At 43.5% G+C, this 16,078-nt stretch carries 17 protein-coding genes; 7 read left to right on the forward strand and 10 right to left on the reverse strand.

Annotation, left to right across the window (positions count from 1 at the left end; translation table 11 throughout):
* The first annotated feature begins 1 nt into the window (after nt 1).
* The gene (locus NI470_RS02050; protein WP_005263276.1) at nt 2–1,141 is read left to right on the forward strand and encodes a YdcF family protein; all 1,140 of its coding nucleotides are present in this window, start codon (nt 2–4) and stop codon (nt 1,139–1,141) included.
* On the forward strand, nt 1,141–2,184 hold the full coding sequence (locus NI470_RS02055; protein ID WP_005263275.1) for an alpha/beta hydrolase: 1,044 nt from the start codon (nt 1,141–1,143) through the stop codon (nt 2,182–2,184). Before NI470_RS02050 ends, NI470_RS02055 begins: the two co-directional genes overlap by 1 nt.
* Before the next feature lie 69 nt (nt 2,185–2,253).
* Here NI470_RS02055 and NI470_RS02060 read toward each other — a convergent pair whose 3' ends face one another.
* Nucleotides 2,254–3,924, reverse strand: coding sequence for an FMN-binding glutamate synthase family protein (locus NI470_RS02060; protein ID WP_004278804.1), 1,671 nt, complete (start codon nt 3,922–3,924; stop codon nt 2,254–2,256).
* 501 nt (nt 3,925–4,425) lie between these two features.
* Complete coding sequence (locus tag NI470_RS02065) at nt 4,426–5,433, reverse strand: helix-turn-helix transcriptional regulator (protein ID WP_005263274.1); 1,008 nt, start codon at nt 5,431–5,433, stop codon at nt 4,426–4,428.
* 240 nt (nt 5,434–5,673) lie between these two features.
* Here NI470_RS02065 and NI470_RS02070 point away from each other — a divergent pair, with 240 nt between their 5' ends.
* The 5 genes from NI470_RS02070 (at nt 5,674) to NI470_RS02090 (ending at nt 9,895) form a co-directional block, all read left to right on the forward strand.
* The gene (locus NI470_RS02070) at nt 5,674–7,233 is read left to right on the forward strand and encodes a circularly permuted type 2 ATP-grasp protein (protein ID WP_253147530.1); all 1,560 of its coding nucleotides are present in this window, start codon (nt 5,674–5,676) and stop codon (nt 7,231–7,233) included.
* A gap of 22 nt (nt 7,234–7,255) precedes the next feature.
* Nucleotides 7,256–7,858 (forward strand): alpha-E domain-containing protein, encoded by a 603-nt coding sequence (locus NI470_RS02075; RefSeq protein WP_253147529.1) that lies wholly within the window; start codon nt 7,256–7,258, stop codon nt 7,856–7,858.
* Nucleotides 7,855–8,634 carry a transglutaminase family protein gene (locus tag NI470_RS02080; protein WP_004278799.1) on the forward strand — a complete coding sequence of 260 codons (780 nt, stop codon included), beginning with the start codon at nt 7,855–7,857 and terminating at the stop codon, nt 8,632–8,634. The genes NI470_RS02075 and NI470_RS02080 overlap by 4 nt, the downstream gene beginning before the upstream one ends.
* Before the next feature lie 13 nt (nt 8,635–8,647).
* Nucleotides 8,648–9,382, forward strand: coding sequence for a proteasome-type protease (locus NI470_RS02085; protein ID WP_159516005.1), 735 nt, complete (start codon nt 8,648–8,650; stop codon nt 9,380–9,382).
* 81 nt (nt 9,383–9,463) lie between these two features.
* Nucleotides 9,464–9,895, forward strand: coding sequence for a BLUF domain-containing protein (locus NI470_RS02090; RefSeq protein ID WP_253147528.1), 432 nt, complete (start codon nt 9,464–9,466; stop codon nt 9,893–9,895).
* Between the two features lie 47 nt (nt 9,896–9,942).
* On the opposite strand, the gene alr is transcribed toward NI470_RS02090, so the two are convergent.
* The 8 genes from alr to cyoC all read right to left on the reverse strand — a co-directional run bounded on the left by alr (nt 9,943) and on the right by cyoC (nt 16,075).
* Nucleotides 9,943–11,013, reverse strand: coding sequence for an alanine racemase (alr, locus tag NI470_RS02095; RefSeq protein WP_253147527.1), 1,071 nt, complete (start codon nt 11,011–11,013; stop codon nt 9,943–9,945).
* Nucleotides 11,014–11,062: 49 nt separating this feature from the next.
* Nucleotides 11,063–12,505 (reverse strand): replicative DNA helicase, encoded by a 1,443-nt coding sequence (gene dnaB / locus NI470_RS02100; protein WP_005247269.1) that lies wholly within the window; start codon nt 12,503–12,505, stop codon nt 11,063–11,065.
* A gap of 216 nt (nt 12,506–12,721) precedes the next feature.
* Complete coding sequence (rplI, locus tag NI470_RS02105; RefSeq protein WP_004645413.1) at nt 12,722–13,168, reverse strand: 50S ribosomal protein L9; 447 nt, start codon at nt 13,166–13,168, stop codon at nt 12,722–12,724.
* 9 nt (nt 13,169–13,177) lie between these two features.
* On the reverse strand, nt 13,178–13,405 hold the full coding sequence (gene rpsR, locus NI470_RS02110) for a 30S ribosomal protein S18 (RefSeq protein WP_004278792.1): 228 nt from the start codon (nt 13,403–13,405) through the stop codon (nt 13,178–13,180).
* Between the two features lie 12 nt (nt 13,406–13,417).
* The gene (gene rpsF, locus NI470_RS02115) at nt 13,418–13,804 is read right to left on the reverse strand and encodes a 30S ribosomal protein S6 (protein ID WP_004278789.1); all 387 of its coding nucleotides are present in this window, start codon (nt 13,802–13,804) and stop codon (nt 13,418–13,420) included.
* 435 nt (nt 13,805–14,239) lie between these two features.
* Complete coding sequence (gene cyoE, locus NI470_RS02120) at nt 14,240–15,118, reverse strand: heme o synthase (RefSeq protein ID WP_253147526.1); 879 nt, start codon at nt 15,116–15,118, stop codon at nt 14,240–14,242.
* Nucleotides 15,119–15,128: 10 nt separating this feature from the next.
* Complete coding sequence (locus NI470_RS02125) at nt 15,129–15,455, reverse strand: cytochrome o ubiquinol oxidase subunit IV (RefSeq protein ID WP_004645410.1); 327 nt, start codon at nt 15,453–15,455, stop codon at nt 15,129–15,131.
* On the reverse strand, nt 15,455–16,075 hold the full coding sequence (gene cyoC / locus NI470_RS02130; RefSeq protein WP_004278786.1) for a cytochrome o ubiquinol oxidase subunit III: 621 nt from the start codon (nt 16,073–16,075) through the stop codon (nt 15,455–15,457). Before cyoC ends, NI470_RS02125 begins: the two co-directional genes overlap by 1 nt.
* Nucleotides 16,076–16,078: the final 3 nt, after the last annotated feature.

The following is a 16,078-nucleotide window of genomic DNA, read 5'->3' on the forward strand; positions in this document are numbered from 1 at the left end:
CATGAAAAACACCCATTGGATGGTACGTTTGCTACAAATTGTCACTGGACTGTTTGTGCTATGCGGCTGTCTACTGGTGTTGGTTTATACGCCTTTTTACTCAAAAATGATCGTCAAGGGCTTAAACCAGTTTGTCTCCTTAGAGCTAAATGAAGTCGCGGCTCAAAGCCAGAAAATGGCTGCACTCAGCGAACATGAAAATCTGGAACCTGGCTCTGATTTGTGGATTGCCCGTCAGGCGTATTTAAAGGTCATGGAACAGGATATCCAGCAAAATAACTCGGCCAACCTCATGTTGATTCAGGCACGTTATAAAGCACTGCAGCAGGTGATTGAAGAATATCAGCGCGAACAGCAAGATCAAAAAGCAGAGCAAAGTCCACCTGCTCAGGTGCCCTTATTGTCCTCACAGGAAGATGCAGAACCAGCCGATCCGACAGCCAATGTCCGGGAATTGCTGGAGTGGGACAGTAGTGAAAATAAGGAACGCATTGAGCAATATATGGAGTTTCTGACGACGCATCCACTTGAGCAGGGTGAAGCCAGTTCGGTACAGGAAACCGATGGAGAGGAAATCCAGCAGGACTTGGCTTTACTACAAGAGCAACAGCAGGCTAAACCGGCGAATAGCTCCCAACCTTATGCCATTGTGGTATTGGGTGGTGGCTTAACCCTAGATGACCAAGGCAAAGAGATCATCGTCAATAACTATACGCGACTACGTCTGGAAACCACGCTGGCAGTAGAAAAACATTATCAGTTGCCGATTGTTCTGAGTGGGGTCGAAGCGCCGTATATGCAGCGCTGGTTAAAAAATCATGGTGTCGATGCCAAATTACTGGAAGATCGCAGCATGAACACCTGTGAAAATACCCGATTCAGTTCATTACTATTACAAAAGAAAGGTGGAGCGCCTACAGTGATTCTGATTACGGATCGTTATCATATGCCGCGTACCCGCCGTTTATTTGCTTTAAATGGCATACAAACCATTCCGGTAGAAGCGCCGATGCCAACGCCATTGACACGATGGCGTCCAAGTGCACAAAATTATGATCACAGTCGTCGTGCCAATTATGAAATGTTGGCGACCATGCGCGACATGTGGTTTGGATCCAGTGACTGTCGGGAGGTGCCATAATGTCTGATATCCCATTTTTAAATCCCACCATTCTGAAACAGCTGGATTTACCCATTCCGAGTCGGGATGTTACGCCTCAACTCTTGCCACCTTTAAACTTGAATCGTAGTGATGAACCGCCGATTGATCTGCAGTCCTATCGCAAGCTTTATGGTTTTGATTTGCTGGATTGCAAACACTGGCAGGGCTATGTACAGATGCCTTTATTCAGGTTGCATGTACAGGTGTTTGAACCGAATCTGGAAAATACCCGCTTTGACAAGATCCAGGGAACCGCTTTTTTGCTGCATGGTTATCTGGAACATAGCGGTATTTATCAGCCCATTGTCAAAGAGCTTTTGGAACAGGGTTTTAGTGTATTGACCTATGATCTGCCTGGACATGGTCTTAGTGATGGTTCACCTGCCAGCATTCAGAATTTTGATCATTATCAGCAGGTTTTACATGCCGTGCATCGTTATGTGCAGCACGCCTCACAACTACCGAAACCTTGGGTTGGCATCGGGCAGAGTACCGGCGGTGCGATCTGGATGCACCATTTACTGGAATTTGCGCAGCGTCGCGAAAATCCTTTTGTGGAACGAGTTCTGCTGTTATCACCATTGATTCGTCCCGCCAAAACTGCTTGGTGGCATAATTCGGTCGGATTGGGCATTATTAGTCGAATCAAACGTGAAGTTCCCCGGCATTTTAGACGTAATAACCATAATCCCGAGTTTTTGCGTTTTATCCGGCTTAAAGATCCATTACAACCGCGAATGATGGGCATGGACTGGATTTTAGCGATGTCACGCTGGATGCTGGAAATGGAAGCGCGTCCGGCTTGTCGTATTCCGGTGTGGCTGGCACAGGGTGCACAGGATCAGACTGTGGACTGGCGTTATAATATCGAATTTATCCGACGTAAATTCCGGCTCCAGACTTTGCTGATGCTGGAAGAAGGTTCGCATCAGTTAATCAATGAGCGTGCTGATATTCGTGCTGCACTCACGGGACTGATTCCTGCCTTTCTGCATGCACATGGCAGCAAAACTTATTATTAATAGAGTGAAAATTGAATATTAAAAAAGGCGTTTGAATTAAACGCCTTTTTTGATTTTAAATGCATCAAATTAAAATTTTTCTAATTGGGCCAAGTTCCACATCCTGAAGTAGAAGTTCTCCTCATCCTTATTTTCACAGGACAATAATTCGCCTTCTTTCAGCCAAAAATGAATCTGCGCAAAGTTTTTTATTTCGTGATTATTCACACGTTGTGCCAGATGATGCGCCTTAATGGCTGAAGGATGTTTCAGACCTGCGGAAGCAATCAGTTCAGACAGAGCATGTAAGGTGTTTTTATGAAAATGAAATACCCGTTCGGCCTTGGTCGGCACATGTAAGGCTTTCTGGCGATCTTTATCCTGGGTCGTGACCCCAACCGGACATTGATTGGTATGACAGCTTTGAGCCTGAATACAGCCCACTGCAAACATAAAGCCCCGGGCCGAGTTGACCCAGTCTGCACCAATGGCAAGCGTACTGGCAATATCGAATGCACTAATTATTTTACCACTTGCACCAATTTTGATCTTATCTCTCAATCCTGCACCAACAAGGGTATTGTGTACAAACAGCAAACCTTCTCTTAAAGGGGCGCCAACATAGTCAATTAATTCAATGGGTGCAGCTCCCGTTCCACCTTCAGAGCCATCAACCACAATAAAATCTGGATAAATCTGGGTATGTAACATGGCTTTGACCATGCTCATAAACTGCCACGGTTGACCCAGACACAGCTTAAATCCGACCGGTTTTCCGTTGGAAAGTTCACGTAATTTTTGTATGAAATGCATCATTTCAATCGGTGTGCTAAATGCCGGATGACTCGAAGGTGACACACAATCATGATCACGGCTTATGCCTCGAATTTGGGCAATTTCTTCCGAAATTTTACTTTTAGGTAAAATACCGCCATGGCCAGGTTTTGCACCTTGCGAAAGCTTGATTTCAATCATCTTCACTTGGGGTAATTTGGCTTGTGCAGCAAAACGTTCCGGATCAAACTGCCCATCTAAAGTACGGCAGCCAAAATAACCACTGCCAATCTCCCAAACCAGATCGCCGCCATATTCCAGATGGTAGGGACTGATACTGCCTTCTCCAGTATCATGGAAAAAATCACCTTTTTTAGCACCGAGATTAAGGGCTCGTATCGCATTGGCACTCATGCTGCCAAAGCTCATGGCTGAAATATTTAAAATAGAAGCTGAAAAGGGCTGAGTACATTGCTCATTTCCAATCAGAATGCGAAAAGTCTGCGGATCGGCAACTTTGCAGGGCGTAATGGAATGACTAACAAAGCGGTAATTATCTTCATAGACATTCAGAATCGAGCCGAAAGGTTTATCTGAATTTTCATTTTTCGCTCGCTGATACACCAGACTGCGTTGCATACGGGAAAAGGGCAGTGCATCGCGGTCGGCTTCAATAAAATACTGACGAATCTCCGGACGGAATTCCTCAAAGATAAAGCGGAAATGTCCCATGATGGGGTAATTTTTCAGAATAGAATGTTTGTTTTGCAGTACATCATACAAACCCAGCAGACTCAGCAGAATGCTCAGGATCCACAGGGTATTCACCAACGTTTGCGGCATAAAATAATAGATATAACGCGGCGAATAACCGATATGAAATGTGGTAAAAATCACTGCAATCAGAATGCAGGCAAACCAGACCGAATGGCGGGAAAAGAAAGTATTGAGCAGCTTGTGACGTACTAATTGAGCAGGGTTAGCCATTGTAAAATTAAGTCCCTATTTCTACTTCTATAGGGCTTTATGATGTGCAGAGCGAGGTATCTTATACAAGCAGAGAATTGTTATTCGATTTTATCCACTTGCCGAAAATGCTATTAAGCCAGGCAATAAATCAGCAGCGATTACAGATAAGTTTTTCGAAAAAAGTCCTATAGAAAAAATCTGCAAAAGACATGCATTCTATTTATTTCACAAGTAAGGCGGATGACTTTATAGTCGGTTTATTCACTTTATAGGAGTCTTAAACCATGACCAAAAAATCCATTCGCTTTAATAATGCTGAGCTGGCTTGCTTATGTCTCAGTCATTTTTAAATATTGATGTTTCATCCAAGCTACATTTTGGGGTGTTAAAGAAAAGTAGCTTGGCACAGCGACAGCTCACTACAACAAGAACAAAAATATAAGCAAAATTCTCCAGTCCCCACTTTGGGGATTTTTTTATTCTGGAATACCTAAAAGAATCTGGATGAAGCCTGTGTGATTAAGGCTTTTCTTCATCCGGCTGATCGACTGCATTGGCTACAATACTCGGTTCAATGTGTTTAATCTTTTTACCAAAGCTACGTAGCCACCAGACCAGTTGCGAGGTAAATGGCACGGTAGCAGTGATCAGCGACATGCCATCTTCCATTTTTTCAATTTTCTGGTCTTTGCTGAGCTGGCTTTCCTCAAAGTAATGTGCATCCGATTCCGACATCCTGAGTTTTAGCGTGACATTTTCAGTAGGGTGGTTGAAGTCCACCCGGAAGCCCAGCGCACCAGAATCAATATACTCATCAATATCGAAATTGACCGGATGCAAGGCACGTGAATTCAGCACGACGGCCGATTTAAAGCGGTGCAGGGCAAAGGTCTGGATATCGGACTTGTCATGACGGGTACACACCAGATAGATGATTGACCCTTTTTGTACCAATGCCAGAGGATTGAGAATATAGGTTTTTTCTTCGCTATTATGACCGCGGCCCTGATACACACATTCCAGCTGTTTGTCCTGTAACAGACCTTCATACACCGCTTGCTGCGCAGCCTTATCTACCACAGGTGGAATCAGGGGTTGGGTAGCCGGAACAATGCGTACGCGGTTAATCCATTGCCGGACATTGTTCTGGGAAGAAAGACTGCGTCGTGCCAGATCAAACCACGGATTCATTTCCTCGATCAGGCTCGGTGGCAGCAGATGTTTTAAATGTTCTTCGACCATCATGAAAGTGACCGCTTGCGAGCTGGTCATATGCGGCAAACTTTGCAGCGGCGCATCTGAACGCCAACGCCAGCCTTGCGGCGTGGTTTTACTGCTTTCAATCGGAAAGCGTTGAGCAATCTGATTCAGGTCGCGCTGAATGGTGCGCAGACTGATATCGATGCCTTCACGATTGAGGATTTCCTGTAATTCACGTGTTCCCATCCATTTGCCGGTAGAAAGACGCGACAAGATTTGCCATTGGCGATATAGACTGTTTGAAGTTTCTTTTTCTTGTGCTGACATAATTTATTTTGCTGGCAATAAAGAAGAGGGGATTTAGGCTTAGCTTAACACAATAAAAAAACTCTCATTTTTTCGCAAGTCCCTCTGTGCAACATTTGTCCTACAATTCTAAAACAACTTGGTCGAAAATGGCATTGAGTTCAAAGGGCATTTATTAGATTAATGGTAATTGAAATACAGATGTCATGGCATGGATATTGCTTTGATTTAATTATAATAGATGATAATACGAGGGTTTGTATGCTTAAAGGAAATCAGGATACAAATGTGATTGAAACAATTGATAAATTTAGTTCCCAGAATATTGGAAAAAATTTTATAGACACTAAAACTACAGCGGTATCTACTACAACGAATCCACAACTTTTACTGCAGCAGTTATCTTCAAAGTTCTTTAATGAAATGCAGGATGAACATGTGTTGTCCAGTCAGGCTGGTCACAGACTGGAAGAATGGTTATCACAACATACGCTGGATGAACTTAATGCACTGAATCAGGTAGCAAAAGAACATTTTTTACATCACGGTATTACCTTTACCGTTTATGGCGATGAAGAAGGCGTAGAACGCACCATTCCCTACGATATCATTCCGCGAGTCATAGACCGGAAGCAGTGGAATATGGTGGCTTTAGGCTCGGCACAACGGATACGGGCGCTAAATTTATTCTTACATGATATTTATCATCAACAGGACATTTTAAAAGCCAATATTATTCCTGAGTTGCAGATTTTAACTCATGAGGCCTATCAGCCGCATATGTATCAACATAGCTTGAAAGGCGGGATTTATAGCCAGATTAGCGGGATCGATGTGATCCGTGATTCCAAGGGCGAGTTTTATGTCTTAGAAGATAATCTCAGAACGCCATCTGGTGTTTCTTATATGCTGGAATGCCGCAAGATCAGTGAAAAACTGATGCCGAAAGTATTCGAGCAGTCCAAGATTGCCGGAATCGAGCAATATCCACAATTATTGAAAGAAATCCTGATCGAAAATGCCTACGTCGACAAGCCATTTGTCGTGGTGCTGACCCCAGGACGTTTTAATAGCGCTTACTATGAACATGCCTTCCTTGCAAGGGAGATGGATGTACCATTGGTAACATCACGTGACCTTTTTGTTGATGACTCGAAGGTTTATGTAAAAACCATACGTGGTCGCCAACGAGTCGATGTTATTTATAGAAGGGTCGATGATGCGTTTCTTGATCCTTTATGCTTTAAACCGGATAGCACTTTGGGTGTCGCTGGCTTGATGTCAGCTTATTTGCAAAATAATGTTGTGATTGCCAATGCACCGGGAACCGGTGTGGCAGATGACAAATCGGTTTATCCATATGTCGACAAAATGATTCGTTTTTATTTGGGCGAGCAGTCAATTCTAAAAAATGTTCCGACTTATCAATGTCGTAATTCTGAAGAATTAGACTATGTCGTGGCTCATCTGGATCAGCTGGTGGTGAAAGAAGCGCAGGGTTCGGGCGGTTATGGCATGCTCATTGGACCACAAGCGTCTAAACAGCAAATTGAAACTTTCAGGGAGAAAATTTTAGCTGCGCCGCATTTATATATTGCGCAGCCAACTTTGGACTTATCGGTTAGTCCGACTTTGACCAATTTTGGTATTGCTGAACGTCATATCGACTTACGCCCGTTTGTATTGAGTTCGCCTTATCGTACTGAAATCGTACAGGGTGGCTTGACACGTGTGGCGATGCAGCCCGGCTCATTGGTGGTGAATTCATCACAAGGTGGCGGTATCAAAGATACTTGGGTAGTCGACAATTTACATTCATAAGATTCCAAAGAAGGAAAATGTCATGGTTTTGCTGAATAGCAATGCGCAACATATCTTTTGGTTAGGGCGTTATTTATCTCGCACTCATTTTTTATGTGCGCGCTTTCCATTTTTAGAAGACGAAGCGGCAGTGGCGTATGCCCATGCTTTTTGTTTACCTGCCTTTGATGCCAGTTCTTTAAATGAGCTGGTACTGGATCCTACACAAGCAGCATCTTTTAGCCAGCAGTTTAAAGTTGCCAAAGACAATATTCAGGAATTACGCGGGGTACTGTCTGCTTCAGGCTATGCAGAACTGATGAAACTGATCAAAACCGCAGACAAAAATGCCGGTTATATCTGTGAAGTGGTAACGGAATGTGAAGATATTCTGGAGGCTGAATCTTCCGATATCTTTCTGTTTTTCAGTTTAGGGCAATGTGTAGAACAGCTCGATCACCAGTTACGCCTGGGTGAAGAAACCAGTACTACACTCTGCAAGATTGATTATGTGGTCAGAATTCTGGTGGAGATGGGCTGGAATGATCTGGAACAGTACTGGGAGCAGTTGCGTACAGAACCGAACCGGATTCAGTTTTACCAGTTTAGCGACCATATTCATCAACTGTTTGAGGCAGATGTATGAAATTGATGGTGAATCACCAAACGCATTATATGTACACGGCCGAGGTGAGGAACAGTATTCAGTACATTAAAATGATGCCTTCGAGCAATGCGCATCAGCGGGTTCATTCCTGGGATATCAGTGTACCGGGTAATAAAGAAATCCGGAAAGATGCATTTCATAATCTGTGGATGACCTGTAGCCAGCGGGAGCCTTATTATTCCCTGACTATCATGGCGCAAGGGATTGTTGAACTGAATCCTGCGCATCAGAGTGGACTGAATGATTCAATCAATCCTAATCTTTTTCTACAGCCGACCGAATCGACACAATGTAATGCAGCAATGAAAGATTTTGCACAACGTCATGTTCCTGCATTAACCCGTCAGCATTTGATTGGACTGGCGCAGGCCTTGCTGGAGCATGTGCCTTATATTTCCAATAGTACCTCGGTGCAAGGCTCTGCAATAGATGCCTTTGAGTCCAGACAGGGCGTCTGTCAGGACCATAGTCATATTTTCATTGCCATGTGCAAATATCTAGGTTTACCTGCCCGCTATGTGTCTGGTTATTTATATGCACAAAATGCTTCGCATCTGGCCAGTCACGCTTGGGCAGAGGTGTTTGTAGACCAGACATGGTATTGTTTTGATGTCAGTAATCTGTTGTTTACTCCAAGTTCGCATGTTTATGTGGCGATTGGACGGGATTATTGGGATGTGGCACCGGTACGCGGTGTTAGAGAAAAGGGCGGTGTGGAATCCATGCATTCCATCGTTCAAGTGCTAGGATGTTAATAAGGACGAATGAATGACGTATTGTTGTGCACTACGTTTAGAGCAAGGTATGCTTTTTATCAGTGATACCCGGACCAATGCCGGAGTAGATCACATTTCTGTATTTCGAAAGTTGTATACCTTTGGTATTCCTGGGGAACGTATGATCGTCATACAGGCATCCGGAAACCTGGCAACCACACAAGCCGTAATTGGTCATATCAAAAATCAGCTCGAACTGAAGCAGGAACCCAATATCTTGAGTCTGCACACCATGTTTGATGTTGCTGAGCTGGTGGGAAGTATGCTGAAAAAAGTGATTGCGAATGTTACGAGCGATATTTCGGAACAAAGCAATTACTATTGTAATCTGCTGGTCGGTGGACAACTTAAAGATCAGGATATGCAGCTTTATCATGTCTATCCGCAAGGGAACTTTATCTGTGCCACACGCGATACGCCGTATTTCCAGATTGGTGAAAGTAAATATGGCAAGCCGATCCTGGATCGTGCGCTGACTTATGATATGCCGCTGGATGAAGCTTTGCGCTGTTCCCTGATTTCATTTGCATCGACCCTACGTTCCAATGTATCGGTCGGTATGCCACTCGATGTGCTGGTCTATAAAAAAGACAGTCTGATCATGCCACGAGGCAAGCGTATTGCCGAAGATGATGAGTATTTCACGGCAATCAGCCGGCAATGGTCAGAGACCTTGAAAAAAGGACTGGCAGAACTTCCAGTTCCCTCTAATGAGTATTTCTTATAAAAACCTATCGTGAGTCAGGTTTTTCGCGTACAGTGTTAACTTCTATGCGGTTCAGCATAATAAAAATAGAGAAGTTAGCGCATGTACCAATTTTGTTACGCCAGTAAAAGTACTTCTCCCAAAACTGACTTACTCGAAGATTTGGCGCATATCCTGAAAGAAGCTCGTGATTTTAATTATCAGCATCAAGTGACAGGTGTACTGTATTTCGCAGATGGTCATTTTTTTCAATGTCTGGAAGGTGAATGTCTCACTTTAAAAAGTCTATTGGTGGAGCGATTAAATAAAGATCCACGCCATCAGGATATTAAATTATTTGAGACCAAGGAAATTGAATATCCAAGTTTCCCGGACTGGTCCATGAAATATATTTCCAAACGCAGTCAGATCCAGCAATTCTGTCGGGAAATGGGATTTGATGACTTTAATCCTTTTGCCTTTCAGCAAAGCCATGTCGATGCCTTATTAATGCAATTATGCATAGAACAGGGCGAAGAACAAAAGTCAGCCTAAAGAAAAAGCCCAACCTATGTTGGGCTTTTTTTACTTTGAAGACTAGATCAGACCATTTTGCGTAGTGGACGATTGCTCAGTCGGCATAATAGTTCATAACCAATCGTGCCATTCGCTTCAGCCACATCATCCACCAGACGGGTTTTACCCCAAAGTTCGACTTCTGTGCCCAATTGCACTTCTAACCCTGTGACATCAATAGCGATCATATCCATCGCTACGCGGCCGATCACGCGAGTTTGCTGGCCATTAATCGCGACATAGTTCTGTTTAGGGAAAGCGCGAGGGTAGCCATCACCATAGCCAATTGAAACAATGGCCAAAGTTATGTCTTGATCTGCGGTGAACGTTGAACCATAACCGACATGCTCACCCGTTTGAATCTCATTCAAGGCAATAATCTCGGCAGTAAAGGTCATGACCGGTTTTAGATCCAAGTCATGTACATCACGGTCTGCAAAAGGCGTCGCGCCGTAGAGCATGATCCCGGGACGGACATAGTCAAAATGCAATTCTGGATATTTATAAATGGCTGCCGAGTTACAGCAAGAGGCTAAAATTGGCGCGCAGTCATTTTTAATTTCTAAGAATTGACGGATTTGTTCATCATTCAGTGGATGCTCGGCATCGGCATTGGCAAAATGCATGGCTAGCACGCAAGTAAAGCCTTCGACTTTTAGCGTATGAATTACATCTTTGATCACATCAATCTTAAAACCTAATCGGTTCATGCCGCTGTTCAGTTTGACCCAGACTTTAAGTTCTTTGGCGATATAGGCATCTTTATGTGCAATTAACCAGTCGACTTGAGCCTGTTGATGCACAATGACTTCAATATTTTGTTCGATTACGATTGGCATCTCATCGGCTGAAAAAACACCTTCGATAAGCGTGATTGGCTGTAGATAGCCCAATTCACGAATTTCCAGGGCTTCTTGCAGACAGGCGACACCAAAGGCATCGGTTTCGCTTAAGGCTGCTAAGCAGTCTTTAACTCCGTGTCCATAAGCATTGGCTTTCACCATGCTGACGATTTTCGCGGTTGGGGCAAGTTTTTTGACACGGTTTAAATTATATTGCAGCGCAGCGCTGTCAATATAAACTGTAGCTTGGCGCACCCTAAATTACTCCTAGAGGGACGATGGAAATGTGATGACGAGAGCCTGATTACTCTTCGTCATCATACTGAGCATAGAACTCAGGCGAGAGATTACTAAAGCGGGTATATTGACCTTCGAATGCCAGACGCACGGTACCAATCGGGCCGTTACGTTGTTTACCGATAATAATTTCGGCAGTGCCAGCTTCTTTAGATTCCTTGTTATAAACCTCATCCCGGTAAATAAACATGATCAAGTCGGCATCCTGCTCGATCGCACCGGATTCACGCAAGTCGGACATCACCGGACGTTTGTTTGGACGGTTTTCCAGCGATCGGTTGAGCTGTGACAGGGCAATTACCGGACATTGCATTTCCTTCGCTAAAGCTTTTAAGCTTCGGGAGATTTCCGAGATCTCGCCGACACGGTTATCGCCCATACCGGGTACTTTCATCAGCTGCAAGTAATCGACCATGATACAGCCCAGCTTTCCGCCATGCATTTTGGCAATACGACGCGCACGGGCACGTAATTCTGTTGGTGGTAGCGCAGAAGAATCATCGATATACAGATTTTTTTCTTGTAAATGCACAATGGTACTGGTGACTTTTGACCATTCATCACTGTCCATTTTACCGGAACGTAAATGCCCTTGGTGCACGCGACCAAATGACGAAATCAAACGCATGGCGATGGAGTCGGCTGGCATCTCCATCGAATAGACCAGAGCAGGCAGGTTGTTATTGAATAAAACACTTTCGACCAGATTCATGGCAAAGGTGGTTTTACCCATGGAAGGACGCGCTGCGACAATAATCAGGTCACCGGATTGCATGCCGGAAGTTTTGTTATCCAGTTCCACAAAACCAGTAGTTAAACCGGTAATGCTGCCTTCCATTTGCGACAGTTCATTTAATTTGTCGAATACGTCCGCGACCACCGAGTTGATCGGCTTAGGCCCTTGCGCTTTGGCATTGTTATTATGCTGTTCGGCAATCGAGAAAATATTGGTCTCAGCCAGATCCAGAATTTCACTGACAGTACGGCCTTTGGTGTCATAGGCATTTTGTAAAATTTCAGAGCTGACTTTAATCATACTACGCAGGGTAGAGAATTCTTTAATTTTGCCTGCATAAGTTTCCAGGTTATAGAAACTCGATGGCGAATCTGCCATTAACTGCATCAGATATTCTTCGCCACCAATTGCATCGAGTAAATTCTGTTTGATCAGCCAGTCATGCACCAGAACCGCATCATAAGGCGAGTTTTCTTTAGAGAGCTGCTCAATAGCACGGAAGATATATTTATGTCGGGTGGCATAAAAATCATTTTCGGTCAGCACATCACCGACCTGTTCAAAAGATTCAGCCACAGTCATAAGGGCAGCAAGTACAGCCTGTTCAATTGCTAAATTGTGGGGTGGAGTACGGAACTCCTTGAGATTGCTATTTTCAGTAACAATTTCTGGTTTAGCAGTAGCTACCTTTTTGCTGGCATTCGCCTGTGACATATAAATCCCTGATTTTAAATACAATGGTTAAATATCGTCGGAGATGAATAGCGTTTATTCACTACGAGATGAAATGATACGCGCTCTGATCAAAAATGCGAAGTGCAATTTTTTGTAAACACGAATAATAAAATGAATTTGACAGTGTTGGCTAGATTATATTTTTTAGAGATAAAAAAAGAGCATGCTTTCGCATGCTCTTTTTGAGGCGAGAAATTACTCAGCTACGATAGTAACTAGAACTTCTGCAGTAACATCATGGTGCAATTGGATTGCGATGTTAAATTCGCCAGTGTGACGAAGCGCGCCATTTGGAAGACGTACTTCAGCACGGTCTACTTCTAGACCAGCATTTGTCAACGCGTCAGCGATGTCACGAGTACCGATAGAACCGAATAGTTTACCTTCGTCACCAGCTTTCGCAGTGATAACGATGTTCACTTCGTTCAATTGGTCAGCACGTGCTTGAGCAGCAGCTAAAACATCAGCTTCAGCTTTCTCAAGTTCAGCACGACGAGCTTCAAAAGCAGCAGTGTTTGATTCTGTTGCAGCAACTGCCATACCTTGAGGGATAAGGAAGTTACGGCCGTAACCAGCTTTAACTGAAACTTTATCGCCTAGTTTACCTAGGTTTTTAATGCGTTGTAATAAGATAATATCCACAGCTCAACCTCACTTATGATTGTCAGTGTAAGGGATCAAAGACAAGTAGCGAGCTTGTTTGATAGCTAACGCTAATTGACGTTGGTAACGAGCTTTAGTACCTGTAATACGGCTAGGAACAATCTTGCCGTTTTCAGTGATGTACTGTTTTAAAGTGTCGATATCTTTGTAGTCGATGTACGTAACGTTCTCAGCTGTAAAGCGGCAGAACTTGCGACGACGGTAAAAACGTGCCATGTTATGTTCTCCTTAAGCTTCAGCAGAGTCTTGAGCGTGTTGTGCTTCTTCACGTTGAGCTTTACGCGCACGTTTTTCTTCAGCACTCTTCGCCAATAGTGACTCTTCAGTGATAGCGTTTTCACGACGGATGATAAGGCTACGAATGATTGCGTCGTTATAACGGAACAATTCTTCAAGCTCATCAAGAGTAGTTTGACCACACTCAACATTCATAAGAATGTAGTGAGCTTTGTGGATCTTGTTGATTGGGTAAGCCAATTGACGACGGCCCCAGTCTTCAAGACGGTGAATTTGACCTTCAGCTTCTTTGATGTGAGTTAGGTAGCGTTCTACCATACCAACGACTTGATCGCTTTGATCAGGGTGTACTAAAAGTACGATTTCGTAATGACGCATTGTCAGCTCCTTACGGTTTGGACAGCCCCAATTTAAGTAAATTGAAGCAAGGAGTCACAACCAAAGTTGTGTCGCAGTGTTTGCGAAGGGGGAATTGTAGTGATCTTTAGGGATAATTTCAACCAAATAAGAGATTTTTGCGAAATTATATCTATAGTCAGATCTTTTAATAGAAAACCACATCAACTTTAAACATCAGGGTTCGACTGCTTAAATTCAGTAAATGTGCTATCGATAATATCAAGTGACTTTTTCTAACTTAAAATCTGCATAAACACTATCAATGTCAGGCTAAAGTCAAAAATAGGTAAATTTATCAGAGATAAGAAAAGAGAGGGAGGTTCTAAAGCAGAGATTTTGATTCTGCTCTACAGATACTTGGAATGGGGGATAGGAAAATCAAAATAAAAAAAGATAGAGACTAACTCTATCTTTTTAAAAAAACACAATCTGTGTAGATGGCGCAGTTGAGGTAAAGCTAAAGATAATACTGATGACAGTAATCAGGATCACCGAGAACAAGAAATATTTCTTTGCCCAAAGTTGATCATTTTCAGCTTTAAATCCAATGACACCGATATATAACCAGTAAATGCACAGTAAGTTTAAAATCACTGCATAGAACCAGTTGGCATAACCAAAGACAAATAACGCATTCATGGTCAGCGTGAATAACACCACATAAACCAGTGATTCAATCTTGGTACGATGAATCGAACGCGCTACAGGCAGAATCGGAATGCCTGCATTTTTGTAATCATCAAAGCGGTAAATCGCAATCGCCCATGAGTGAGGCATTTGCCATAGCGCATAACCTAAAAAGATCAGTAACGCACCAAGGTCAAATTGATTGGCTACTGCGGTATAACCAATGACAGGCGGAGCTGCACCAGAAATACTGCCTACAATAGTTTGATGAATTGTGGTTCGTTTTGTCCATAGGCTGTAGAAACCAACATATACGACAAAACCAATCACCGCGAATAAGAAAGCGTACGCATTTACCCAGAACCATAAAAGACTAAAACCAACGATGCCTAATACCAGAGCAAAGGCCAGGGCAACAGGTTCGGAAATGGTTTTGGTGACCAGAGCACGGTTTTGGGTGCGCTGCATTTTTTGGTCGATGTCCTGGTCAATCACGTTGTTGACCACACATCCTGATGCTACGACAAGCGTAGTACCGAGAAGGGTAATAAGCAGGAGAAGGAAATCTACAGAACCTTGGGTGGCTACGAAGTAGCCACCCAAAGTGGTAACAAAGTTACCGAAGAGAATTCCTGGCTTAGTCAGGAATAAATACTTTTTCAGCATGACGACCAGTTTAGATCATCATGTTGTAGTGTAGGTAATTCATGATCCATACAGAACCCACTAAAAGAATAGCGATAGTTAAGATGGTATACACGAATGCAATCACGTTCCAGCGTTGCTCTGAAGAAGAGTTCATATGCAGGAAGTAAATTAACTGCACAAGAATCTGAGCAACCGCAGTAATCGCGATGACAGTAATCAAGATACCACGGCCAAAACCGCCTGCCATCACCATACCGAATGGAATTACGGTAAGGATGACAGAAAGGATAAAGCCAACAGTATATTGCTTAACGTTACCGTGTGATTCGCCAGCAGCGTTATGATCGTGACTCATTACAGAACTCCCATCAAGTAAACTACGCTGAATACACAGATCCAAACGATGTCAAGGAAGTGCCAGAACAAGCTTAGGCAAGCTAGACGACGCGTGTTTGCAAGAGTCAAACCATATTTCTTGATTTGAACCATAAGCACGATCATCCAGACCAGACCAGAAGTTACGTGAATACCGTGCGTACCTACCAAAGTAAAGAACGCAGATAAGAACGCACTTGTGCTTGGACCGTGACCCGCATGAACTAGATGATTGAATTCATATAGTTCCATGCCGATGAAGATAGCACCGAATACCCAAGTAATCGCTAACCAAGTCAGTACTTTTGCAACGTCTTTTTTGTATGCAGCAAGAACTGCAAAACCAAAGGTTACAGAAGAGATCAAGAGGGCGAAGGTTTCAGTAAGAACGAAACCTAAAGAGTCGCCAAACAGGTCTCTCGCACTTGGAGTACCCACAGGAATGTGGCTACTCAAAACAGCGAACGCAATGAAGAGTGTACCGAACAGGACAAGGTCACTCATCAAGTAAGTCCAGAAACCAAAGACGGTGATGTCAGTATCATCGTGATGATGATGCTCATCGTGTCCGTGGTTATCGTGATGAAGTACTTCAGCCATTGT

This window comes from Acinetobacter lwoffii, from assembly GCF_024129115.1.
GTDB lineage: Bacteria > Pseudomonadota > Gammaproteobacteria > Pseudomonadales > Moraxellaceae > Acinetobacter > Acinetobacter lwoffii_T.